Below are 20,979 nucleotides of genomic sequence, written 5' to 3' on the forward strand. Positions count from 1 at the left end.
TGCGGCATCATTATGAAACGCGTCTTCGCCGCTATTATGTATCGTGCATCAAGCAGGGGGTGAAAGAACATCTCTTGCCCTCAGACACGGGTTTTAGTTGTAACAATATACAATGATGAAGGCTCAAGGATTCGAGTGAAACATAAGATGAGCTCATCGCTGGCAGGTCATAGCTCATGGTTTGCTATCAGCTAATGAAACAAACAAAACGGAGTGGTATACTGAGTCATGTCGGAAAATAACGGTAACCTGAAAATCGGAGTCGTGGGGGGCGGCAGCTGGGGAACGGCACTGGCGAATCTTCTTGCGCAGCAGGGGTGGCCTATCGATCTGTGGGTATTCGAGGAGGAAGTGAAGCTGCAGATCAGAGATAACCATGAAAACAAGGTGTTTCTTCCCGGGATTCATCTTTCGGAAAACCTGCGTCCCTCGAATGACCTCGGCAAGGTCGTAGCTGACAAGGATTTTTTGCTTACGGTGGTGCCGTCGCATTTGGTGCGCGAAATGGCGGGGGCGATCGCAACCCACATTTCACCGGAAACCGTTGTCGTTTCGGCGTCCAAAGGCATCGAGAACGGAACCCATCTCACCATGACAGGGGTGCTCAGGGAGATGCTGCCGGCGGCATCGGCCGACCGCATTTCCGTCCTGTCGGGGCCCAGTTTTGCCAGGGAGGTCGCCGTCAATGTGCCCACTGTCGTAACCGTTGCGGCGACGGAACCGGAAATCGCCCGCAGGGTTCAACACATTTTTGCAACGCCCTATTTCAGGGTTTATACCAGCGACGACCCTATGGGGGTGGAGTTGGGCGGGGCCGTCAAAAACGTGATAGCCATTGCGGCGGGTATCGTGGACGGCCTGGGGCTGGGGCTCAACACCAGGGCGGCTCTGATTACCCGCGGCCAGACGGAAATCAGGCGCCTGGGGCTGGTCATGGGCGCCAACCCGAGGACGTTTACCGGATTGGCGGGCATCGGCGACCTGATCCTGACTTGCACCGGCGATCTCAGCCGCAATCATACGGTGGGCAAAAAGATCGGGCAGGGTCAGACCCTGAAGCAGATCTTGGCTGAAATGCGCATGGTTGCTGAAGGGGTGAAGACCTCCCAATCCGTTTACAACCTTGCCCGTGAACGGGGAGTGGAAATGCCGATATCGACGGAAGTGTACAAGGTCCTGTACAACGATGTTCCCCCGAAAGAGGCTGTTTTCAGGCTGATGACCCGCGACCTCAAGGAGGAACTCGACGAAAAATAAAACTGCCGCGCATTTTTATTTTTGTATGTTTTCATTTTCCGGGCTGCGTCTTGAAAATGAAAGATGTATGTATCCATAACGTATCTTCACATGTAGCTCAGGGCTTTAGCCCTGTCGGGATGGTAGCGGTTTGAGTGACGACGCCAATCTGGAGCGAGGGAAGAAAAGGTCCGCGGACCGCAAGTCGGAGCACAAGGGCGCGGGCCACAGGAAAAGACTGCGCGAAAAATTTTTAATGTCGGGTCTGGACGGGTTTCACGACTACGAAGTGATCGAGCTCTTGTTGACCCTGGCCACCCCCCGCAAGGATTGCAAAACACCCGCCAAGGACGCCCTGAAACGTTTCAAGACCCTGCAGGGGGTTTTCGAAGCCTCCTCACGTGAATTGTGCGAGGTCGACGGGATCGGTCCGAAAAACCTGATGGGGATCAAGCTTGTCAAGGCAGTTGCCGAGCGGTACCTCAACAAGAAGCTGGTGGGGCAGGATGTCGTCAGCAATTCCCGCGCCCTGTTCCAGTACCTGGACCACCACATGCGGGACAAGGATCGCGAGTGTTTCGAGGTGATATATCTGGATGCGAAAAACAAGGTCATCGGCACCGAAACCCTGTTCAGGGGAACGCTGACGGCCAGTTCGGTATATCCCCGGGAAGTCGTGCGGGCCGCTTTAGACCATCGGGCCGCTGCGTTGATTTTCGCCCACAATCATCCTTCGGGCGAGCCAGACCCTTCACCCGAGGACGCGGCGCTTACCCGGCAGCTGGTTTTTGCCTGCCGAACACTGGGCATTACAGTGCATGAACATCTGATAGTCGGAAACGGCAGCTACTTCAGCTTTGCCGATCAGGGGTTCATAGCCCAAATGAATCAGGATTATGACGGTCGATCGTAGAAATGATGCGCCCCCATGTTTTGGGGAACTGGAGACGGTTTTTCCCGAAGGGGATGACGGTCTCAGGCATTCGCCGGATGAATGCCTGCGCTGCCGTGAAAAGACGGAGTGCCTGCGGGCCGCCATGCAGGGAGACCCGGGCCTGCGTGTGCGTGAGGAAAAAGTGGACCGGGCCTATGCTGCGGGCATGATGGGTTTTTTCGAACGGTGGAAGCGCAAAAAGGCGTTCGACACGCGCCGCAAGCAGAGCAAGAAACGAAGCGAAAGAAATTTTCCACTTTAGCCACCACGGAACCGGTTTGCCCGGGTTGGGAGGATCACCATGAAATCGATCAAAGACATGGATCTGTCCGGTAAAAAAGTACTGGTTAGGGTCGACTTCAATGTACCCTTGAGTCCGGAGGGCGCCATCGAGGACGATGCCAGAATTCAGGCGGCCTTACCCACCCTGCGCTTTGCCGTTGAGAAAGGCGCCAAGTTGATCGTCGCATCCCATCTGGGAAGACCCAAAGGCGCTGTGGTTCCCGCTTTCAGCTTAGCGCCGGTTGCCGTTCGCCTGGAGAAATTGCTGGAAAGAAACGTCACGCTGGCGCCCGATTGTGTCGGCCCCGAAGTGGAAACCATGGTGGAAAGAATGAGACCCGGAGAGGTCGTTCTCCTGGAGAACCTGCGTTTTCACAAAGAGGAGCAGGCCAACGAAGACGCCTTTGCCGAAGCGCTCGCCAACCTGTGCGACCTGTATGTAAACGATGCCTTCGCGGTTTCGCATCGCGCCAACGCATCGGTCGTCGGAATAACGAAATATGCACCGGCAAAGGCCGCAGGTTTCCTGCTGGAAAAGGAGCTGACCTGGTTCGAAAGGGCGATGCACGAACCCAGGCGACCGCTTGTGGCGGTGATCGGCGGGGCCAAAATATCGAGCAAATTGGCGGCGCTCGAGAATATGCTGCAGCACGTCGACAAGATCATGGTCGGCGGCGCCATGGCCAATACTTTTTTCAGGTATTTCGGCTACGATGTCGGCGCATCAACGTTCGAGGCAGACCAGGTCGAGGTCGCCGGCGACGTTTACCGCCAGTCCATCGAGAGGGGCATCAAGTTCTACACGCCCGTGGACGTCGTCATCGCCCGCCGGATGGAGGCGACGGCGGAGCACCGCGCGGTGCCGGTTCAGGAGATCGCGCCGGGATGGATGGCTTTGGACATCGGCCCCGCCACCGGACTACTGTTCGAGGAAGCTTTGGTGGATGCGGGAACCATTCTTTGGAACGGCCCCATGGGCGTTTTTGAAATGGATCCCTTCAGCCGGGGCACCTTGTCGCTGGCCCGGGCAATTGCCGCCTCGCAAGCTATGACCGTTGTCGGCGGCGGTGACACGGGCAGTGCCGTGCACATCAGCGGTAAAGCCCGGCGCATGTCCTATATCTCCACTGGAGGCGGCGCTTTTCTCGCGTTGATGGAAGGCAAGCCATTGCCGGCCGTCGCCGCTCTCGAAAAGCAGGCGCCATCCCCAGACAAGCCCTGAAGATACCCGCGCAGGAATCATGAACCTGAAACGTTTTACTGAAAGGCGTCCTCTTCTGATAACGGTGGCCGCAGCGGCGTGTCTCGTTCTCGTGCTGCTCTATTTTCGGGAAGCGCTGATGCAGGGGGGCGGGCGTGTGTGGGAACTGCTGGCCGATCGGGAAAAAACGGCCCGGTTTGTGGCAGCCTTCGGGCCGGGGGCGCCGGTTGTTTTCATGCTGCTTCAAATTCTTCAGGTTGTCTTAGCACCGGTCCCCGGGGAAGCTACCGGGTTTATCGGCGGGTATCTTTTCGGCGCCGTCGGCGGGTTCATCTATTCGAGCATTGCCCTGACCATAGGATCCTGGATCAATTATGCCATCGGTCGTTTTTTCGGCAGACGGTATATTCGCAAGTTGATTCCAAAAGAGCACCTGGCGCGTTTCGACCGTCTTGCCGGCAACAAGGGGATCATGCTGATTTTTATCCTGTTCCTGTTTCCGGGATTTCCAAAGGACTATCTCTGTTTGTTTCTGGGGCTCACCGCCATTCCCTTCAAGGTGTTCATCCTGATGGCGACCATCGGCCGGATGCCGGGCACCTTCATCCTGAGTCTTCAGGGGGCCATGCTTTTCGAAAAAAATTACCTCGTGCTGGCGGCGGCTGCCCTTGTCAGCGTGACGGCCGCCTACACGGGATATCGCTACCGCGACAGGCTGCAGCACTGGCTGGAGAAGAAAAATAAAACGGACGGTCGAGTATAGTTGACGCTTAAATGAAAAAGTGATATATATTAGGGGCTTTTAGCCAAGTTTGTTTAGACTTTTGATATTGGGTTACCTGTTTCATCGGTGTCCAAACGACCTACTCCCAGGGTGAAACCAGTGCCGGGTCCTACGGGCCCGGGTATCTACTTACCTCTGCGATTGCGTGAACCCATCAAAAAGTAGGAGAGTAAAGTGTCATTCTGGAGTGTACGCGAGGAATTGAGCCAGTCGGACCGTCTGAGACGCTCCTACTACGAACTGCTGAGAGACCAACTCGACCAGTTCATGATTCAGTGTTCGCTGGTCGATTCTTACAACAATTTCATCGCGAAAGGGGAAAATTATCCTTTTGTTGAAAAGCGGGAGCTCAAACCCCGTGCACGGATTCCAGACTTGGAGTACAAGCATCACAATACGTTTCTGGTGATTTTTATCGAGGACTTCGTTCATTCAGCCCATAAAAAGTACATCCGCTTTTTCGACGTCAACAAAACCACCAAAACGAACCTGCTGCATTCGGACGCGCTCTCTCTTTCGGAAAAATTCGATCGCAATCAGAAATACCTGGAGTCGGTTCATTTCTTTAACTTCATGAATGACCTCTTGCCTGTCGATTACGCCCTTCTGATCCAGAGGGACAAGGCCAGCAGGGCCAGAAACCGCTATTCGCTTTCCCATTTCCATGTGCGTATCGACTGGCCGATTGCGGAGGCGGCGGAAGACCTGGCGCGTGATCTGCGGTACATCTCCAAAGACCTTTACGAAAAAGGCGATAAGTGTGCCGAGGATATTCAAAAGAAATTTTTCGAGTATTACAGCGTTCCGGTGATGGTCGGTGGCAGGAGAACGGCCGCCATCGTGGCCGCACAGTACTTCAAGAGAATTCCCTGCATTACCACGGTGTATGTCGCGAGCAGTGAATCACGGGCTTTGATCAGGATTTCGGAACGGGGCGCCAGCCGCGCCATCCTCATGAAATTTTCCGATGACGAGATCAATGAGATCGCAGCCACCCGCAGAATCAAACCCCTTACCTTCAAGAAGAACTACGTTGTCGCTTATGAAGGGAAGCAGAGTATCTGCATCTTTCAGACAACCTATGCCTACACGAATCAGGCGCGACCGCCGGACGACGGCAAGCTGAGGGATGTAAACCCCGACCTTTACTGGCTCACCGTAGGGGGGCAGCACATTCTGCCCAAACCGGGGGTTTGGAAAAACCCACCCATCCCGTTGAATGTGATCTATTCGTGAATATGCAATGCCAGCCAGTTCATCAGGTCGTCGATGACGACATCCCTTTCCGCCCGGGTTTCGTTGTAGATTTCGTGATAGAGTTTTTCGTAAACATGGATCGTCTTGTCCCGAACGGCCAGGCCCTCGAAAAAAGTCGTTGACGTTTGCGCGTTCACCAGGTGATCGTCTCCAGCCACCTGCAGCAGCACCGGCACCCGGACCTCCGCGGACCGGGCGTTGGTTGCATCCATCGCTGCGAGAAACTCCGTAAACCAGCGCGCCGTTACGCGGTCGTGCACCAGTGGGTCGCTCACATAGGCTGCGACCACTTGCGGGTCGTGACTTATTTTCTCGGCATCCAGGCCGTTGGCCATGGAGAGGGCGGGCCAGATGGACGACATCACCTTTCCCATAAAGGCCTTTGCACCCGGCACCTTTACATTCATCCCCAGTCCCGGGGACGAGGCAACAACCCCGTCGATGGTATCGTAAAACCGCTGCGCATAGTTGAGGGCGATCAGGCCGCCCATGCTGTGCCCCAGCAGGAAAACCTTGCGCTTAGGGGGCAGGTCGCTGCGGACTGCTTCGATCAGTTTTTTCAAGTCGAGAACATATTGATCGAAAGCGTCGACATGCCCCCTTTTTCCCCGGCTTCTGCCGTGGCCCCTGAGATCCGGGGCCCAAACGGAAAAACCCGCAGGCACCAGCCGTTCGAAAAGATTGACATATCTGCCGGAATGCTCGCCCAGGCCATGGGCGATGATCAGACGCGCCCGTTCGGTTTGCGCCGGGAGGTGGCGGTAGAAGATGTCGATGCCCCTTTGTCCACTGAATGAACCGATGTTCTCTTTGCAATTGCTCATGGTGTCCTCTTCCTTTAAACCTCAACGTCACGGTAAAACCAGCCGTTTCAACATTAGCAGGCCGCTGCCACGATGTCAATTTTTGCGGGTGTTTCGCTGCCTGCCGTCTGCTCCACCTGCCACCATGCTCCCTGCAACCAGATCCGGGCCGCCGGCTATTAAGGTTGCATTCGGGCGGGACAGCGGCTATACGGATCATAGTACCATTCACAATACCATCTCACCCTCAACGTTGGGGGGCAACCCCAGTGCTGCAACTGCGGGGTCGGCTATCAGGCATCGAAGAACATGAAAGGAGCGCATCGTGGCTGAAATCATTCTCTCCATAGACCAGGGCACCACGGGAACGACCGTCGTTCTTATGGACCGGGAGCTCAATGTCCGGGCACAGGGATACCGTGAATTCAGACAGATATATCCGCAGCCGGGTTGGGTCGAACACAATCCAGACGATATTTGGGAATCCGTTCTCGGGGCCATACGGGCGGCATTTTCAAACGGAACGGTTTCACCGGACGACATCGGGGCGATAGGTATCACCAACCAGCGTGAAACCAACCTGTTCTGGGATGCCGCCAGCGGCAGGGGCTGCCACAATGCCATTGTCTGGCAGTGTCGGCGCACCAGCGATATCTGTGACGAGCTGCGGCGCAAAGGACACGAAACGCTTTTTCAGCAACGCACCGGACTGCTGCTGGACCCCTACTTCAGCGGGACCAAATTGAAGTGGCAGCTGGATCACGTACCGGGGTTGCGGGAGCAGGCGGAAGCCGGGAAGGTCAGAGCCGGGACCATCGACACCTATCTGGTTTGGAAATTAACCGGCGGCCGGGCCCATGTCACCGATGCCACCAACGCCTCCCGGACCCTGTTGATGGATCTTAAAGCCGTTACGTGGGACGATGAACTCTGCGCCCTTCTGGATATTCCCCAAAAGGTGCTTCCGGAAATCAGGGGGAACGCCGAGGTCTACGGCCGTACGAAGGGCGTACCCGGTCTGCCCGACGGGATTCCCATCTGCGGCATGGCCGGCGACCAGCACGCGGCGCTTTTTGGTCAGACCTGTTTTCAGACGGGCGAAGCCAAATGCACTTTCGGGACCGGGGCTTTTCTTCTCATGAATACGGGAGGCACACCGATTGCGAGCGAGAATCGACTACTGACAACCGTTGCCTGGCGCATTGGGGGCAAAACCACTTACGCCCTCGAGGGGTCGGCTTTCATAGCCGGGGCCGCCGTCCAGTGGGTGCGGGACGGCTTAAAGCTTGTCGAGAGCGCTTCACGGATAGAAGCGTTGGCGGAGCAGGTGCCGGACACGGGCGGCGTCACCGTCGTGCCCGCCTTTGTAGGCCTCGGCGCGCCGCATTGGCGCAGCGATGCACGCGGCGTGATAACGGGCCTGACCCTGGGAACGCGCGGGGCACATCTCGCCAGGGCCACGCTGGAAGGCATCGCCCTGCAGAATGTCGACATCCTGAAGGCCATGACAGCCGACAGCGGCAGGCAACTGTTGCGGCTGAAGGTTGACGGCGGCGCGAGCGCCAACAACCTGCTCATGCAGATGCAGGCGGATTTTCTGGGATGCAGCATCGTGCGGCCGCAAATTGTGGAAACCACGGCGCTGGGGGCGGCCCTCCTGGCAGGGTTGGGGGCAGGGATGTGGCCCGGTCTGGAGGATATCGCCGGTGTGTGGAAAGAGGACCGGACCTTTACCCCCGCAATGTCCGCAGAGGAACGTGCGTCCGTGCTGGAGAGGTGGCGGCGGGCGGTGGAAAAGGCTTAGCTTCAGAACACCTCCTTCCAGGGTGAAACCGGTGCCGGTCCCTACGGACCCGGGTATCTACGCTGATTCGCGAAAAAACTGTTGCAAAAAATTTGCGACTGTGTTAACTAAATTGAACATCGCGTGCCGGAAACATCAGCGGACGTTAACACTTGCCTGAAGGGAAGGTTCATGAGCGCAAATGAATTCGACGGTATTATAAAACGGATCTTCGAAGCCGCCGGGATCGAATCCCAGACCGACCTCGCCAGAATTTTGAAGGTCAATCGGTCCGCCGTTACCCAGGCACGGAAAAAAGGCGCCGTTCCCGAACGCTGGCTGCTGCGGTTGTACCGCGCCTACGGCATCAATCCGGAGTGGCTTGAAACCGGCCGGGGGCACACGTTTGTCGGTCGGCAAACGGAAGAGGCGTCGGCCTTTAAAAAAATTCCCAAAGTGTCGGCGCGTCTGTGCGCAGGCAACGGGTCTTTCGAGGTGGGAGGGGACGTTCAAAACTACTACGCGTTCCGCAGGGCATGGCTGAACAAAAGGGGGGCATCCGACGAGATGGTGCTTTTAGATATTTTCGGCAACTCCATGGAACCTGAGATGCACGACGGAGACACGGTCCTGATCGACCAAAGCCAGAAAAATATTCTGGCCGGCGCCGTTTTTGCGCTCGGCATCGAGGATACGATCATGGTCAAAAGGGTGGAGAAACACCCCAACAAACTTGTGCTGCGCAGCGACAACAAGGACTATGCCCCGATCTATCTCGAGGGAGACGAGGCGGACCAGGTCAGGATTCTGGGCAAGGTGATCTGGGTCTGCCGCGAAATTCGCTAAAAAATTTATCGTGGTTGTATATAAAACTAAACATGAAGCGCAATAAAATTAACACGAACGTAGGTGAAGTGAACACCGAAAGGAGAGACCGTATGCAAGCCATGTTGATCAAAGTGATGTGTGACTGCGTGTTCATGTCCGCGCTGGTCGTTATTGCCGGGCTGGCCACATTGGCGGTGGGGATGTAATTTTTTAATCAACAAATGAAAGGAGAACAAATGGCCGGGAAAATGATTGAATGCCCAAGGGATACCCAAACGAAGTACAACCGTGACGTGTGTGAAAACGTGTTTCGCAAGGGCGACATTCGTGTGTGGTGCAAGACCTGTGAAGCGTTCGGCGGAAAAGGGGAAAATACCGCGCAGGGGGATACGGCCGCCTAGTGCCGTCTTCAAGGTTGCAACGCAACATAGTTCATTGGGTTAGCGGGTTTGTTGGGTTATTGAGTTAGCAGGTGTAGCTCAACGAACCCGACGAACGCAATAACTCGGCACCCCTATCCGCTTTAAACGCCGTTGATTTCCATGGCGATGTTGCAGTAGGTTTCCACGCCGGTCAGGAGGATCTCTTCGTTGAACCGGAATTCCGGATTGTGAACCCCCGCACATCCCTCGTATCCGGCACCGAGGGCAAAGTAGCAGCCCGGGGCCTTTTGGAGAAAGAAAGCGAAATCCTCCCCTCCCGTCGTTTTCAGAGGCGTTACGATATGTTCCGCTCCCACGACGCGTTCCGCGCATTTTTTTACCAGAGCGGCGGCGGCGGCATCGTTGACGGTCACCGGATAACCGGGGGAGTAGGTCAGTTCGAAGTCGGCCCCCATGGAAGCACACACACCGCCGACGATTCTTCTCATGGTGGCTTCCCATGCATTCCACACGTCGGTGTCGAAGGTGCGGGTGGTGCCGCTCAGGGACGCCTCTCCGGGTATGATGTTGAATGCCGTTCCGGCGTTGAAGGTGCCGACCGTCACCACGGTGGGCTTCAGGGGGTCGGACTGGCGGCTGACGATACGCTGCAGGGCATTGACCACCTGCGTCCCCACCTCTAGCGCATCCACACAGTGGTGCGGCTGGGCGCCGTGCCCCCCTCTGCCCAGGATTTTGATGTCGAAACGGTCCATGGCGGCCATGAAAGGCCCGGGCAGAATCCCCACCGTTCCCTCCGGGATGTCGGGCCAGACGTGACAGCCAAAAACATAGTCGACCGACGGGTTGTTCATGACCCCGGCCTCGATCATGGGTTTGGCCCCTCCCGGCCCTTCTTCGGCGGGCTGGAACAGAAACTTGATACAGCCGCACAACTGTGGGCGCAGGCCGTCCAATACCGCCGCCGCTCCCAGCACCATCGCCATGTGGGCGTCGTGTCCGCAAGCGTGCATGACCCCCGCATGCGTCGACGCATAGGGAAGTCCGGTTGCCTCTGAGATAGGGAGCGCATCCATGTCCGCTCTGAAGAGCGTCGTCGGCCCGGGCTTTCCCGTGTCCATCAGGGCAACGATCCCGAAAGAGGCGATGCCTGACGCCGTCACGACGTCAATGGCGTCCAAGCGCTTCAACAGGTACTGTGCCGTCTTTTCTTCCGCGAAGGCCGTTTCCGGAATACGGTGCAGGTCACGCCTCGCTTCTACAATAAACGTTTTTTTCGCCTCGACACTTGCATGAATATCGATCATCGTCTTTTCCTTATTCAAATGTTCACGTATTCAAAACGTGAAAGCGGCGTAATTGGCATCTGGTTTTTCGTCTTTTGGCTGTTTACGCATTTGGTACTGGGTCATTTGAAATTGCTTCGCGTTTTGATATCAGATATGCCTGAATCATACGCATGGTAATATTATTTCCGGTTTATCCGCGTCGGATTGTACTACAACCATGTTTCGCACGCAAGGGGGAGGGCGCTTGTCTTTATCCGTAAAAGAAAAAGCCGCCGGGAAACGCGTCATAGTCGACGGCATCCTTGTCGATGTGACGGCGTTGAAATCGATCCGTCACCGCTGTCTGCCCGAAGGCTGCAGGGAGACGGTAAACTGCTGCTCGTGTTTTAGGATACACATCGGCGAAGAAGAACTGAAAACGATTGTCGGTTTTCTTCCCCTGGTTAAAGCGTACAAGCCCTCCATCGGCAGGGAAGAAGACGATGACAACGTTTTCGAAGAGGATGGCGACGGCGGCTACATCGTCGATGCCGACGAGGACGAACGCTGCGTGTTTGCCTACAGCGGCCGCAAGGGGGAAACGCTGTGCTCCCTTCATTCCGCGGCCGTCGATATGGATATGCCCCCCGTGAACGTCAAGCCGAAGTGCTGTTCCCTCTGGCCGCTTGCGTTGTCCTGCGGGCCCGTGCCCGAACTTTCCGTCAACCTCCTGGCAACGTCCTTTCCATGCAACCGGAAACATGCCGGGGAGGACATCGACGAGGGGATCAAGGAAACGATTCGCATCTATTTCGGCACCTCCTTCCTGGAACGACTCCTGGCCCTGATCTGATCGATTGTCAAGGTATGCCCCGCCTGTCGAAAATTTGAAACGATCGACTTAGGTTTATTTTTTGCAGTACGTGTGCTAAAAGGCTTTGCGCGAATGTGAAAGGATAAATGCATATGAATGCGGAAATTCTGGCAACCGGTGATGAAATTCGCGCCGGAGCCCTGGTGGACACCAATTCGGCCTACATAGCGGATAAACTGGAAACGGCGGGCATCGTCGTCCGGCGTCACGGCTGTGTGGGCGACGATTTGAACACACTGGCCGCTGTTTTAAGGGAAATTGCCGCCAGGGCGGACATCGGCGTCGTGACCGGCGGACTGGGCCCCACCACCGACGACGTCACCGCCGAGGCGGCGGCATCGGCGGCCGGTATGGATCTTGTCGAAGACGAAAAAGCCCTGGCCATGATAGAAGCCTTTTTCAAAACGCGGAACCGGGTGATGACACCGTCGAACCGGAAGCAGGCCCGGATACCCAGGGGCGCGAAGACGCTTTACAACCCCGTGGGGACCGCACCGGGTTTCAGACTCAGGATTGAAGACTGCACGTTTTATTTCCTGCCCGGTGTTCCGCCGGAAATGCGCCGCATGCTGGCAGCGGAAGTCCTCCCGGACATCGAAAAGACGGTGGGGGACGGGCGGACCAACTGCCTGGTACGGAACATATCGACCTTCGGGCTGACCGAATCCGTCACGGGTGAAAAGGTGGCCGGTGTCGTGCGGCAGTTTCCCGAAATCAAGCTGGGGCTGCGTGCCAAATTTCCCGAAATTCACGTCAAACTCTACCTGCAGGGAGACGATCGCGATCACGTGGAAAAGACTCTGGATGCGGCCGCGGCATGGGTGAACGCGCGTATCGGCAAATATGTGCTCTCTACCGAAGGGAAAGGGATGCCGCATGTGGTGGGAAACCTGCTGAGGGAAAAGAGGGCCACCCTGGCCGTGGCTGAAAGCTGCACCGGCGGGCGGATCGCCAACTGGATCACCGACGTGGCCGGCAGCTCCGACTATTTCCTGTTTTCCGGGGTCAGCTACGCCAATGCCGCCAAGGTCGACATACTGGGAGTTTCCCCGCAGACGCTGGACGCCTGCGGCGCCGTTTCCGAAAAGACGGCACGGGAGATGGCCGTGGGGGTGCGCAGGATAGCCGGAGCGACCTACGGCATCTCCACGACCGGTGTGGCCGGCCCCGGCGGCGGCACGGAAGAAAAGCCCGTGGGCACCGTATGCGTCGGACTGGCCATGCCCGAAAAAGCCGTCGGGAAACGCTTTTTTTTCCCTTTTGGCAAGCGCTCCATGAACAAGAGCATGTTTGCCATGGCGGCACTGGAAATGCTGCGGCGGGAGCTGCTTTCATTGTAGCGCTATTTCCAGGTTACCCAGGCTGGGATTAACCGGTTTAGGCGGTATCCAACCACCCACCGTCCAGAGTAAGACCAGTGCCGGAACCTATGGGCCCGGATACCTGCAATTCATTGGCATCGGAAGGGAAACATGCAAGGGGGATGTCGGTATTGACGGTAGTATTCATTCTGATTGGCTTGGCGCTGTTCTATCTGCTTTTCACGCTCTTTCTGACCTATCTGGTGCAGCAACTTCCGCGGCATCCGGTCGAAGAGGCCCCTGACTGGGGGTCGTGTCTGGACACCAGAATCCCGACGCCGGAAGGCGGATTCCTGGAGGTCTGGCGCGTCGAACCGGAGGTACGGTCGTCGAAGGGCATTGTTCTTTTTGCCCACGGCTGGGGACGCAACCGCGACAGAATGGTGCCCAGGGCCAGGATTTTTGCCGAATGGGGATTCACCTGCGTGATTCACAGCGCCCGGGACCACGGCAAATCCAGTAAAAAGAGATTCATGAACGCTGCCAGATTCGCGGAGGACATCGCGACGGTGATGCGGTGGCTGAAAGAGCCGGTCATCCTGTATGGGCATTCGGCGGGGTCGGCGGGTGCCATCATCGCCGCGGCCGGGAACAAGGAGATGGTTCGGCTTCTAATCCTGGAGGCGTCCTATGCCCGCACAAAGGAGGCGCTTTACAGCCTTTACTGCTGGGTAAACCCGCTGTTCGGGCTTCTGTTTGCACGCATGATTCTTTTCTGGATGGATCTTTTCTATGGCGGCATGCTGAACGACTGCAGCCCTGTACGCCTGGCAAAGGAGATCGACATGCCGGTGATGATCGTTCACGGTGAACAGGACCGCCGATTTCCGGTCGCATTTGCCCATGAACTCAAAGCCGGCTTTGTCCATGAAAAAGTGGAAATGTACATTGGTCCGGGAGCGGGACACAGCGACTCGAGCCTGACGCCGGGATATCGGGACGCGGTAAAAGCGTTTATCGACAGGTACCTGAAGTAAGCCCAATGAGACGTATTGATCCACATGCTTGGTAAGGATATTATACGGTTGCATGCCGGCTGGTTGATCGACGGCAGCGGCCGCCCCCCGGAAAATGACGTCCTGATCACCATTGCCGACGGCCGCATACAACGCCTGGCCGGGGTGGACACACCGGGATCGGGCGGCATCGCACCTGTCGAAGATCTTTCCCGCTGTACGGTCATGCCCGGGCTGATCGACAGTCACGTCCACCTGTTCATGTCCGGTACGCACGACCTCGTTGTCAGGGAAAGACAACTGGAAGCGGATTTCGATACCGTCCGCGAGGCCATCACCCGGCGTTTGGGCAAATGCCTGGAAAACGGCATCATCGCCGTGAGGGACGGTGGGGACCGGCACGGGCACGCCCTGGCCTACAAACAGGAGGTCCTGGATCCGAGGGCCCTACCCGTGGCGGTGTCTGCGGCCGGCAGGGCCTGGCGCAGGGGAAAGCGGTACGGCAGGCTGATCGGCAGACCGCCGGATCCGGGCCGGGGTCTCTCCGGCTCCATAAGGAACAGCCGTGAAAGCGTCGACCATGTCAAAATCGTCAATTCGGGATTGAACAGCCTGGTGCGTTTCGGCAGGGAAACGCCGCCTCAATTCAGTCTGGAAGAGATGACCGCAGCCGTTGCCGCGGCCAAAGAGATGGGACTTAAAACCATGGTGCACGCCAATGGAAGGGTTCCCGTCGATATTGCCGTCAGGGCGGGCTGTGATTCCATCGAGCACGGATTCTTCATGGGGAGAGACAACCTGGAGCGGATGGCGGAAAGGCAGGTCGTATGGGTGCCGACGGCCGGTACCATGCGCGCTTACATCGATTTCATGCAAAAAAGGGTTGACGGCAGTCGGGGCGGAGAACAACCGGCGGCCGGGGACGACATCCTGCCGGCCGCGGTGGAGGGTGCCCGCAGAAACCTGGAACACCAGCTGGAGCAGATATCCGCAGCCGCAGGGCTGGGGGTTCCGATTGCCGCGGGAACCGATGCGGGCAGTCCCGGCGTCAACCACGGGACATTCCTGCACGAGGAGATCGGCATTCTGATGGAGGCCGGACTCAGCGTACAGGCGGCTGTGAAAAGTGCCACCAGCATCGGCGCCCGGCTGCTAGACATGGCGCAGGGCGGTTCCATCGAAAAGGGGGCGCCGGCGACGTTTATCGCCGTCAGGGGAACGCCGGAAGCGATGCCGCAGAGCCTGGGCGCCATCGATGCGCTGTTCATCGAAGGCCGGCGGTGGTCCGGGGAAAGCCGCTGTCGGATAACCAATGACCGCGGTGTGCATGCATAAATTCGGTATGGCGGAAACCGCCTGCACCGTGAACGGGGGGGACCTTGCATAAAAACACGCCGCCACTGTTTTTGGCCGGATCGATGTGGGGTCTGGGAGCACTGTTGTATTTGATGGCCTTTTTCCACCGCGTGGCGCCCGCGGTCATCACGACGGAACTCATGCAGGCTTTCGACATCAATGCGGCCGTTCTCGGCAACCTGTCCGCCTTTTATTTCTACAGCTACGTGGCCATGCAGATCCCTACGGGCATCCTCGCCGACACATGGGGGCCCCGGCGCTTGCTGGCCGGCGGTGCGTTTGTCGCCGGCGTCGGGGCCGCCATATTCGGGCTGGCGCCCAGCTTGATGTGGGCCGGCGTCGGCAGACTGCTTATCGGCGGCTCCGTGGCCGTCGCCTGGGTCGCAATTTTGAAGCTTACCAGCAGCTGGTTCCCGGCGCGTCATTATGCCACGCTGTCGGGCGTCGCACTGATGGTGGGGATCGTCGGCGCGGTATCGGCCGGGACGCCGCTGCGCTGGCTCGTGAACCTTTTGGGATGGCGCAGCGGCATCATCCTTTCGTCGGTGATTTTGTTTGCCGTGGCCGCTCTGATATGGATATTTGTCAGGGATTATCCGCACGAAAAAGGTTTCGACGATTACCTGGAAGCCGACAGCGGCCGGCAAAGGCCGACCTTCCGGGAAATCCTGCAAGGCATTCCGGAAGTCTTGCGCTACCGCAATGTGCTGCTTCTTTTCATTATCCCCGCCGGTATCCTGGGAAGCGTGCTTACCTTTTCCGGCTTGTGGGGGGTCCCCTTCCTGACAGCCCGCTACGGTCTGTCGAAGCCTCACGCCGCCGCCCTGACTTCCACCCTAATGGTGGCCATGGCAATCGGGGGGCCGGTGTCGGGGTGGCTCTCCGACCGCATCGGCAGGCGAAAGCCGCTCTATCTGGCGATGACGGCCACGGCCTTCGTCGGTTGGATGTTGATCACCTATGCCCGCGGCACCTCCGTATTCAGCCTCCTGGTGCTGCTGATTGTTACCGGATTCAGCTCCGGTGTGGCGGTGCTCAGTTTCGTTTTTGCCAAGGAGACGGTACCGCCTGCCCTGGCGGGAACGGTTTCCGGCGTTGTCAATACCGGCCTCATGACCGGACCGATGGTGCTGCAGCCTGCGGTCGGCTGGGTTCTCGACACCCGTTGGGAAGGGGCGCTGCAGCAGGGGGTGAGGGTGTACGGGTTGCGGTCGTTTCAAGCCGGTTTCACCCTCATGCTTTGCTGGATCGCCCTGTCACTGCTGCTACTGTTGTTTACACGGGAAACGTATTGCCGGCAGAATGCGAGTTGACGGGAGAAGATACGATGAAACCAAGACAAAACGCCAACGATACCGAACCCGGGGCCGCCGGGGCTCTCGGACGCGCTTTGCACCCACGGGCGGTCGCCGTCGTCGGTGCCTCCTCCCGGGAAAACAACCTGGGCCACTGGATCCTGCAGTCCTTGATCAGCGGCGGATTTCCCGGTGCGATTTACCCGGTGAACCCCAAAGGCGGGAATTTGCTCGGACTGGATGTGATCACCGATGTCGAACGCCTGCCGGAACCGGTGGATCTCGGCATTGTGGCCGTCCCCGGGAACAGGGTGCCGGAGACGCTGGAAACCCTGGGCAGAAAAGGTGTGGCCTGCGCGGCCGTCATCGCCGGAGGGTTTGCCGAAACAGGCCCGGAGGGAAGGGCTCTCCAGGGGGAACTCCTGCGGGTCGCCCGACAGGCCGGGGTCCGGCTCATCGGGCCCAATACCATCGGAATCATCGATGTCCGGTCCAGACTGAACGCTTCTTTTTCCTCGGATATGGGCGGATCCGAACCGGGCGGTATCGGTGTCGTGTCCCAGAGCGGGTCTGTTTGCGAGACCTTGTATTTCAGGTGCCTGGAGAGGGGGGGTGGATTTTCCACGCTGATTGCCGCGGGGAACGAGGCGGACCTGGATCTGTGCGACTATCTGGAATATTTACTGCGCGACCCGGACACCGCGGTCGTGGCCATGTATGTGGAGCAGATTCGCCGGCCACGGCGTTTTTTTCAGCTGCTCAAGGATCGTGAGGGGAAAAAACCGGTGGTGATGTTCCGCACCGGAAGGACGCCCCGGGGCAGGGAGGCGGCCTTTTCCCACACCGGTGCCATGGCCGGCAGCGATGCCGTCCTGAGCGGGCTTTGCCGGCAGGTGGGCGTCGTGGAGGCGCGTTCCTACGGAGATCTCATCGACGGTACCATGGCCTTTACCTGCGGCCGGCGCCCCCGGGGCGGGCGTTTGGCCGTGGTCACCGGCCCGGGCGCACCGGGCGTGGCCGCCTGTGACGCCGCATTGGAAGCCGGTTTGGAGATGGCGACTTTGGGCAATGGCACTGCCGAGAAGTTGTCGCGCATTCTGCCGCCCATTGCCTCGTGGCGCAATCCCGTCGATATGACCGGCAGCGCCGCCACCAATCCGGAGCTTGTCTGGCGGACCATCGAAACCGTCCTGGCGGACGACTCGGTGGACGGCCTGATTGTGATCGTCGGGGCGCTCCAGACGACGCAGGGACTGGACGACATCATCCGGGTGGTGGTGTCGCAACCCAAGCCGGTCTTTGCGGTTACGGTCGGGTCCCTGTCAAAAAATGCCGAAAACCGCGCCATTGTTGAACGGTTGGGGCAACACAGGGTGCCGTGTTTTCTCACCCCCGAGAGGGCCGTGAGGGCCTTTCAATTGCTGGCCGTGCGCTGTTGACAAGGATCGTTTCCGACATATAGTCTAATTAGGAAATAATTCTTGATGAGGAATATAGTATGAAAATTCCCGGGCAGGAAGTCGAAAAAACGGTTGGCGCGCTTCAATGAGGCATGCATGCGGTCGGGCGCCAAACGAACCCCTCAGCGCCTGGAAATTTTTCGTGAAGTGGCGCGGCGTGCGGACCATCCCGACGCAGAGACGGTGTTCCGGGGTGTACGCCAACGGATGCCCACCCTATCCCTGGATACGGTTTACCGGACGCTCTGGTGGCTGAAAGGCCTCGGGTTGATCAAAATGCTGGGGCCCCAGCAGGAGAGAGCCCGTTTCGAGGCCAATCTCCGTCGTCATCATCATTTCATCTGTACCCGGTGCGGATTGACACGCGATTTTCACAGCGAAGATCTGAACAGAGTGAAGCCGCCGCGAGCGGCTCGAGGAATCGGTCGTGCGGAAGTGACCCAGGTAGAAGTGAAGGGAATATGCCACCAATGCGCCGCGACATAAGTGCACGGTGAACCTGAAGATCCCGGAGGGTTTCAAATGTCGAGAATGCAATTTGAGACGTTCCATGCAGGCAAAAGAAAGGAGGAGCATTATGAGTGACGACAGCAAATGCCCGGTAACGGGCCGGTCAAGCAGACAGGTGGCCGGTGGCGGCACATCGAATCGCGACTGGTGGCCGAACCAGTTGAATCTCAGGATTCTTCATCAGCACTCTTATCTGGGCAATCCCATGGGCCAAGGGTTCAACTACGCCGAGGAATTTAAAAAACTCGACTTTGAGGCCGTCAAGCAGGACCTTTATGCGCTGATGACGGACTCCCAGGAATGGTGGCCGGCCGATTACGGTCACTACGGGGGACTCTTTATCCGGATGGCGTGGCACAGTGCAGGCACCTACCGCATGGGGGACGGCCGTGGGGGCGCGGGGTCGGGGAACCAGCGCTTTGCGCCCCTCAACAGCTGGCCGGACAATGTGAACCTTGACAAGGCGCGGCGCCTGCTGTGGCCGATCAAACAGAAATACGGCAAGAAGATCTCGTGGGCCGATCTCATGATCCTGGCCGGCAACTGCGCCCTGGAATCGATGGGGTTCAAGACCTTCGGCTTCGGCGGCGGGCGTGTGGACATCTGGGAGCCGGAAGAGGACGTTTACTGGGGAGCCGAAGAAGAATGGCTGGCCACGAGCGACAAGCCCAAGAGCCGCTACAGCGGCGACCGGGATTTGGAAAACCCCCTGGCCGCCGTGCAGATGGGCCTGATCTACGTGAATCCGGAAGGCCCGGACGGCAACCCGGATCCGGTCGCCTCCGGCCGTGACGTTCGCGAGACCTTTGCCCGCATGGCCATGAACGACGAAGAGACTGTCGCGCTGGTCGCCGGCGGGCACACCTTCGGCAAGTGTCATGGCGCGGGCGATGCCGCGCAGGTCGGCCCGGAACCCGAAGCGGCGGGTATCGAAGAGCAGGGCCTCGGCTGGAAGAGCAGCTTCGGCAGCGGGAAGGGCGGCGACACCATCGGCAGCGGCATCGAGGGCGCCTGGAAGCCCAACCCGACCCAATGGGACATGGGCTACCTGAAAGTGCTGTTCAAATACGAATGGGAACTGGTCAAGAGCCCGGCCGGCGCGAATCAGTGGCTGGCCAAGGACGTGGACGAGGAGGACATGGTGGTTGACGCGCACGATTCGTCGAAGAAGCATCGGCCGATGATGACCACGGCGGACCTTTCCCTGCGCTTCGACCCGATCTACGAACCGATCGCGCGACGCTACCTGGACAACCCCGGCGAGTTCGCGGATGCTTTTGCCCGGGCCTGGTTCAAGCTGACCCACCGTGACATGGGCCCCCGTTCACGCTATCTCGGCCCGGAGGTCCCGGCGGAGGAACTGATCTGGCAAGACCCGGTGCCCGCGGTCGATCATGAGCTGATCGACGCCCAGGACATCGCCGACCTCAAAGGCAAGCTCCTCGAGTCGGGCCTGTCGATTCCGGAACTGGTCTCGACCGCCTGGGCGTCGGCGTCCACGTTCCGCGGCTCCGATATGCGCGGCGGTGCCAACGGGGCGCGCATCCGTCTCGCACCGCAAAAGGATTGGGCCGTCAACCAGCCTGAGCAACTCGCCTCAGTGCTGGAGACCCTCGAAGGAATCCAGGAGGCGTTTAACGGCGCACAGTCCGGCGGGAAAAAGGTGTCGCTCGCCGACGTGATCGTCCTGGGGGGATGCGCCGGTGTCGAGCAGGCTGCGAAGAACGCCGGCACCGATGTGACCGTTCCCTTCACACCGGGACGCACGGATGCGTCGCAGGAACAAACCGACGCGGAGTCGTTCGCCGTGCTCGAACCGGTTGCCGACGGTTTCCGGAACTACCTCAAAGGCAAATACAGCGTGTCGGCGGAGGAACTGCTGGTCGACCGGGCGCAGCTTTTGACGCTGACCGCTCCCGAGATGACGGTTCTCGTTGGCGGCATGCGCGCCTTGAACGCCAATTTCGGACAGAGCCGGCACGGCGTCTTCACCGAGCGGCCGGAGACGCTCACCAATGACTTCTTCGTGAATCTGCTCGACATGAACACGGCGTGGCAGGCAACCCCGGACGACGAAGACGTGTTCGAGGGCCGTGACCGGACAACGGGCGAACGCAAGTGGACCGGTACCCGCGTCGACCTGATCTTCGGTTCGAACTCCCAGCTTCGTGCCCTGGCGGAGGTCTACGGGAGCGGGGACTCCCAGGAAAAATTCGTGCACGACTTTGTGGCGGCGTGGAACAAGGTGATGAACCTAGACCGCTTTGACCTTGCCTGAGCAACTTGGCGTCAGAAGCGGGATGGAGATCCACGAGCCAACGCCATACCCCCCAAACAAGGCCCGCCGATCGCCTCGCGATTGGCGGGCCTTGTCAAACCCCGTGTCAAGTCGTGAATGGTGAGACATG

The 20,979-nt window shown here is 58.5% G+C and carries 19 protein-coding genes; 17 read left to right on the plus strand and 2 right to left on the minus strand.

All coding sequences use genetic code 11. From position 1 onward, the window contains the following. Window positions 1-228 precede the first annotated feature (228 nt). From LJE94_13010 to LJE94_13035, 6 genes are all read left to right on the plus strand, one after another. On the plus strand, window positions 229-1,257 hold the full coding sequence (locus tag LJE94_13010) for an NAD(P)-dependent glycerol-3-phosphate dehydrogenase (protein ID MCG6911028.1): 1,029 nt from the start codon (window positions 229-231) through the stop codon (window positions 1,255-1,257). A gap of 130 nt (window positions 1,258-1,387) precedes the next feature. After that, window positions 1,388-2,149 (plus strand): DNA repair protein RadC, encoded by a 762-nt coding sequence (radC, locus tag LJE94_13015; protein ID MCG6911029.1) that lies wholly within the window; start codon window positions 1,388-1,390, stop codon window positions 2,147-2,149. Continuing rightward, window positions 2,133-2,432 carry a hypothetical protein gene (locus LJE94_13020; GenBank protein ID MCG6911030.1) on the plus strand — a complete coding sequence of 100 codons (300 nt, stop codon included), beginning with the start codon at window positions 2,133-2,135 and terminating at the stop codon, window positions 2,430-2,432. The genes radC and LJE94_13020 overlap by 17 nt, the downstream gene beginning before the upstream one ends. A gap of 39 nt (window positions 2,433-2,471) precedes the next feature. Further along, entirely contained in the window at window positions 2,472-3,674 is a 1,203-nt protein-coding gene (locus tag LJE94_13025) for a phosphoglycerate kinase (protein ID MCG6911031.1), read from the plus strand. Between the two features lie 19 nt (window positions 3,675-3,693). After that, a complete protein-coding gene (locus tag LJE94_13030; protein MCG6911032.1) occupies window positions 3,694-4,416 on the plus strand; it encodes a TVP38/TMEM64 family protein in 723 nt (240 codons plus the stop codon). 195 nt (window positions 4,417-4,611) lie between these two features. Continuing rightward, window positions 4,612-5,673 (plus strand): hypothetical protein, encoded by a 1,062-nt coding sequence (locus tag LJE94_13035; GenBank protein ID MCG6911033.1) that lies wholly within the window; start codon window positions 4,612-4,614, stop codon window positions 5,671-5,673. On the opposite strand, the gene LJE94_13040 is transcribed toward LJE94_13035, so the two are convergent. After that, on the minus strand, window positions 5,664-6,518 hold the full coding sequence (locus tag LJE94_13040; GenBank protein MCG6911034.1) for an alpha/beta hydrolase: 855 nt from the start codon (window positions 6,516-6,518) through the stop codon (window positions 5,664-5,666). The two genes, LJE94_13035 and LJE94_13040, sit on opposite strands and share 10 nt — an antisense overlap. A gap of 304 nt (window positions 6,519-6,822) precedes the next feature. Between LJE94_13040 and glpK the strand changes: the two genes are divergently transcribed. The 3 genes from glpK (at window position 6,823) to LJE94_13055 (ending at window position 9,509) form a co-directional block, all read left to right on the plus strand. Further along, window positions 6,823-8,301 (plus strand): glycerol kinase GlpK, encoded by a 1,479-nt coding sequence (gene glpK, locus LJE94_13045; protein ID MCG6911035.1) that lies wholly within the window; start codon window positions 6,823-6,825, stop codon window positions 8,299-8,301. A gap of 171 nt (window positions 8,302-8,472) precedes the next feature. Next, window positions 8,473-9,126, plus strand: coding sequence for a helix-turn-helix domain-containing protein (locus LJE94_13050; protein ID MCG6911036.1), 654 nt, complete (start codon window positions 8,473-8,475; stop codon window positions 9,124-9,126). Between the two features lie 218 nt (window positions 9,127-9,344). Next, on the plus strand, window positions 9,345-9,509 hold the full coding sequence (locus LJE94_13055; GenBank protein ID MCG6911037.1) for a hypothetical protein: 165 nt from the start codon (window positions 9,345-9,347) through the stop codon (window positions 9,507-9,509). 122 nt (window positions 9,510-9,631) lie between these two features. Here the strand turns inward: LJE94_13055 and LJE94_13060 are convergent, their stop codons facing one another. Beyond that, a complete protein-coding gene (locus LJE94_13060; protein ID MCG6911038.1) occupies window positions 9,632-10,798 on the minus strand; it encodes a M20 family metallopeptidase in 1,167 nt (388 codons plus the stop codon). A 226-nt stretch (window positions 10,799-11,024) separates the two neighbouring features. Here LJE94_13060 and LJE94_13065 point away from each other — a divergent pair, with 226 nt between their 5' ends. From LJE94_13065 to katG, 8 genes are all read left to right on the plus strand, one after another. After that, entirely contained in the window at window positions 11,025-11,612 is a 588-nt protein-coding gene (locus LJE94_13065; GenBank protein MCG6911039.1) for a hypothetical protein, read from the plus strand. A 113-nt stretch (window positions 11,613-11,725) separates the two neighbouring features. After that, window positions 11,726-12,973: a competence/damage-inducible protein A gene (locus LJE94_13070; GenBank protein ID MCG6911040.1), complete on the plus strand. Its 1,248-nt coding sequence runs from the start codon at window positions 11,726-11,728 to the stop codon at window positions 12,971-12,973. 143 nt (window positions 12,974-13,116) lie between these two features. Then, window positions 13,117-13,971 (plus strand): alpha/beta fold hydrolase, encoded by an 855-nt coding sequence (locus LJE94_13075; GenBank protein ID MCG6911041.1) that lies wholly within the window; start codon window positions 13,117-13,119, stop codon window positions 13,969-13,971. A 24-nt stretch (window positions 13,972-13,995) separates the two neighbouring features. Next, complete coding sequence (locus LJE94_13080; GenBank protein ID MCG6911042.1) at window positions 13,996-15,285, plus strand: amidohydrolase family protein; 1,290 nt, start codon at window positions 13,996-13,998, stop codon at window positions 15,283-15,285. Window positions 15,286-15,329: 44 nt separating this feature from the next. Continuing rightward, window positions 15,330-16,619, plus strand: a complete 1,290-nt coding sequence (locus LJE94_13085; GenBank protein MCG6911043.1) for an MFS transporter — start codon at window positions 15,330-15,332, stop codon at window positions 16,617-16,619. 14 nt (window positions 16,620-16,633) lie between these two features. Next, complete coding sequence (locus tag LJE94_13090) at window positions 16,634-18,040, plus strand: CoA-binding protein (GenBank protein ID MCG6911044.1); 1,407 nt, start codon at window positions 16,634-16,636, stop codon at window positions 18,038-18,040. Between the two features lie 117 nt (window positions 18,041-18,157). Next, on the plus strand, window positions 18,158-18,547 hold the full coding sequence (locus LJE94_13095; GenBank protein ID MCG6911045.1) for a transcriptional repressor: 390 nt from the start codon (window positions 18,158-18,160) through the stop codon (window positions 18,545-18,547). A 91-nt stretch (window positions 18,548-18,638) separates the two neighbouring features. Beyond that, window positions 18,639-20,849, plus strand: coding sequence for a catalase/peroxidase HPI (katG, locus tag LJE94_13100; GenBank protein MCG6911046.1), 2,211 nt, complete (start codon window positions 18,639-18,641; stop codon window positions 20,847-20,849). The last annotated feature ends 130 nt before the right edge of the window (window positions 20,850-20,979 follow it).

This window comes from Deltaproteobacteria bacterium (assembly GCA_022340465.1).
In the GTDB taxonomy this organism is placed as follows: Bacteria; Desulfobacterota; Desulfobacteria; order Desulfobacterales; family B30-G6; genus JAJDNW01.

Bases quoted from the DNA above. Each gene is read 5' to 3' on its own strand.
- LJE94_13010 (MCG6911028.1), top strand. From the start codon at position 229: ATGTCGGAAAATAACGGTAACCTGAAAATCGGAGTCGTGGGGGGCGGC.
- LJE94_13020 (MCG6911030.1), top strand. From the start codon at position 2,133: ATGACGGTCGATCGTAGAAATGATGCGCCCCCATGTTTTGGGGAACTG.
- LJE94_13025 (MCG6911031.1), top strand. From the start codon at position 2,472: ATGAAATCGATCAAAGACATGGATCTGTCCGGTAAAAAAGTACTGGTT.
- LJE94_13030 (MCG6911032.1), top strand. From the start codon at position 3,694: ATGAACCTGAAACGTTTTACTGAAAGGCGTCCTCTTCTGATAACGGTG.
- LJE94_13040 (MCG6911034.1), bottom strand. From the start codon at position 6,518: ATGAGCAATTGCAAAGAGAACATCGGTTCATTCAGTGGACAAAGGGGC.
- LJE94_13050 (MCG6911036.1), top strand. From the start codon at position 8,473: ATGAGCGCAAATGAATTCGACGGTATTATAAAACGGATCTTCGAAGCC.
- LJE94_13055 (MCG6911037.1), top strand. From the start codon at position 9,345: ATGGCCGGGAAAATGATTGAATGCCCAAGGGATACCCAAACGAAGTAC.
- LJE94_13060 (MCG6911038.1), bottom strand. From the start codon at position 10,798: ATGATCGATATTCATGCAAGTGTCGAGGCGAAAAAAACGTTTATTGTA.
- LJE94_13070 (MCG6911040.1), top strand. From the start codon at position 11,726: ATGAATGCGGAAATTCTGGCAACCGGTGATGAAATTCGCGCCGGAGCC.
- LJE94_13075 (MCG6911041.1), top strand. From the start codon at position 13,117: ATGTCGGTATTGACGGTAGTATTCATTCTGATTGGCTTGGCGCTGTTC.
- LJE94_13080 (MCG6911042.1), top strand. From the start codon at position 13,996: ATGCTTGGTAAGGATATTATACGGTTGCATGCCGGCTGGTTGATCGAC.
- LJE94_13090 (MCG6911044.1), top strand. From the start codon at position 16,634: ATGAAACCAAGACAAAACGCCAACGATACCGAACCCGGGGCCGCCGGG.
- LJE94_13095 (MCG6911045.1), top strand. From the start codon at position 18,158: ATGCGGTCGGGCGCCAAACGAACCCCTCAGCGCCTGGAAATTTTTCGT.
- katG (MCG6911046.1), top strand. From the start codon at position 18,639: ATGAGTGACGACAGCAAATGCCCGGTAACGGGCCGGTCAAGCAGACAG.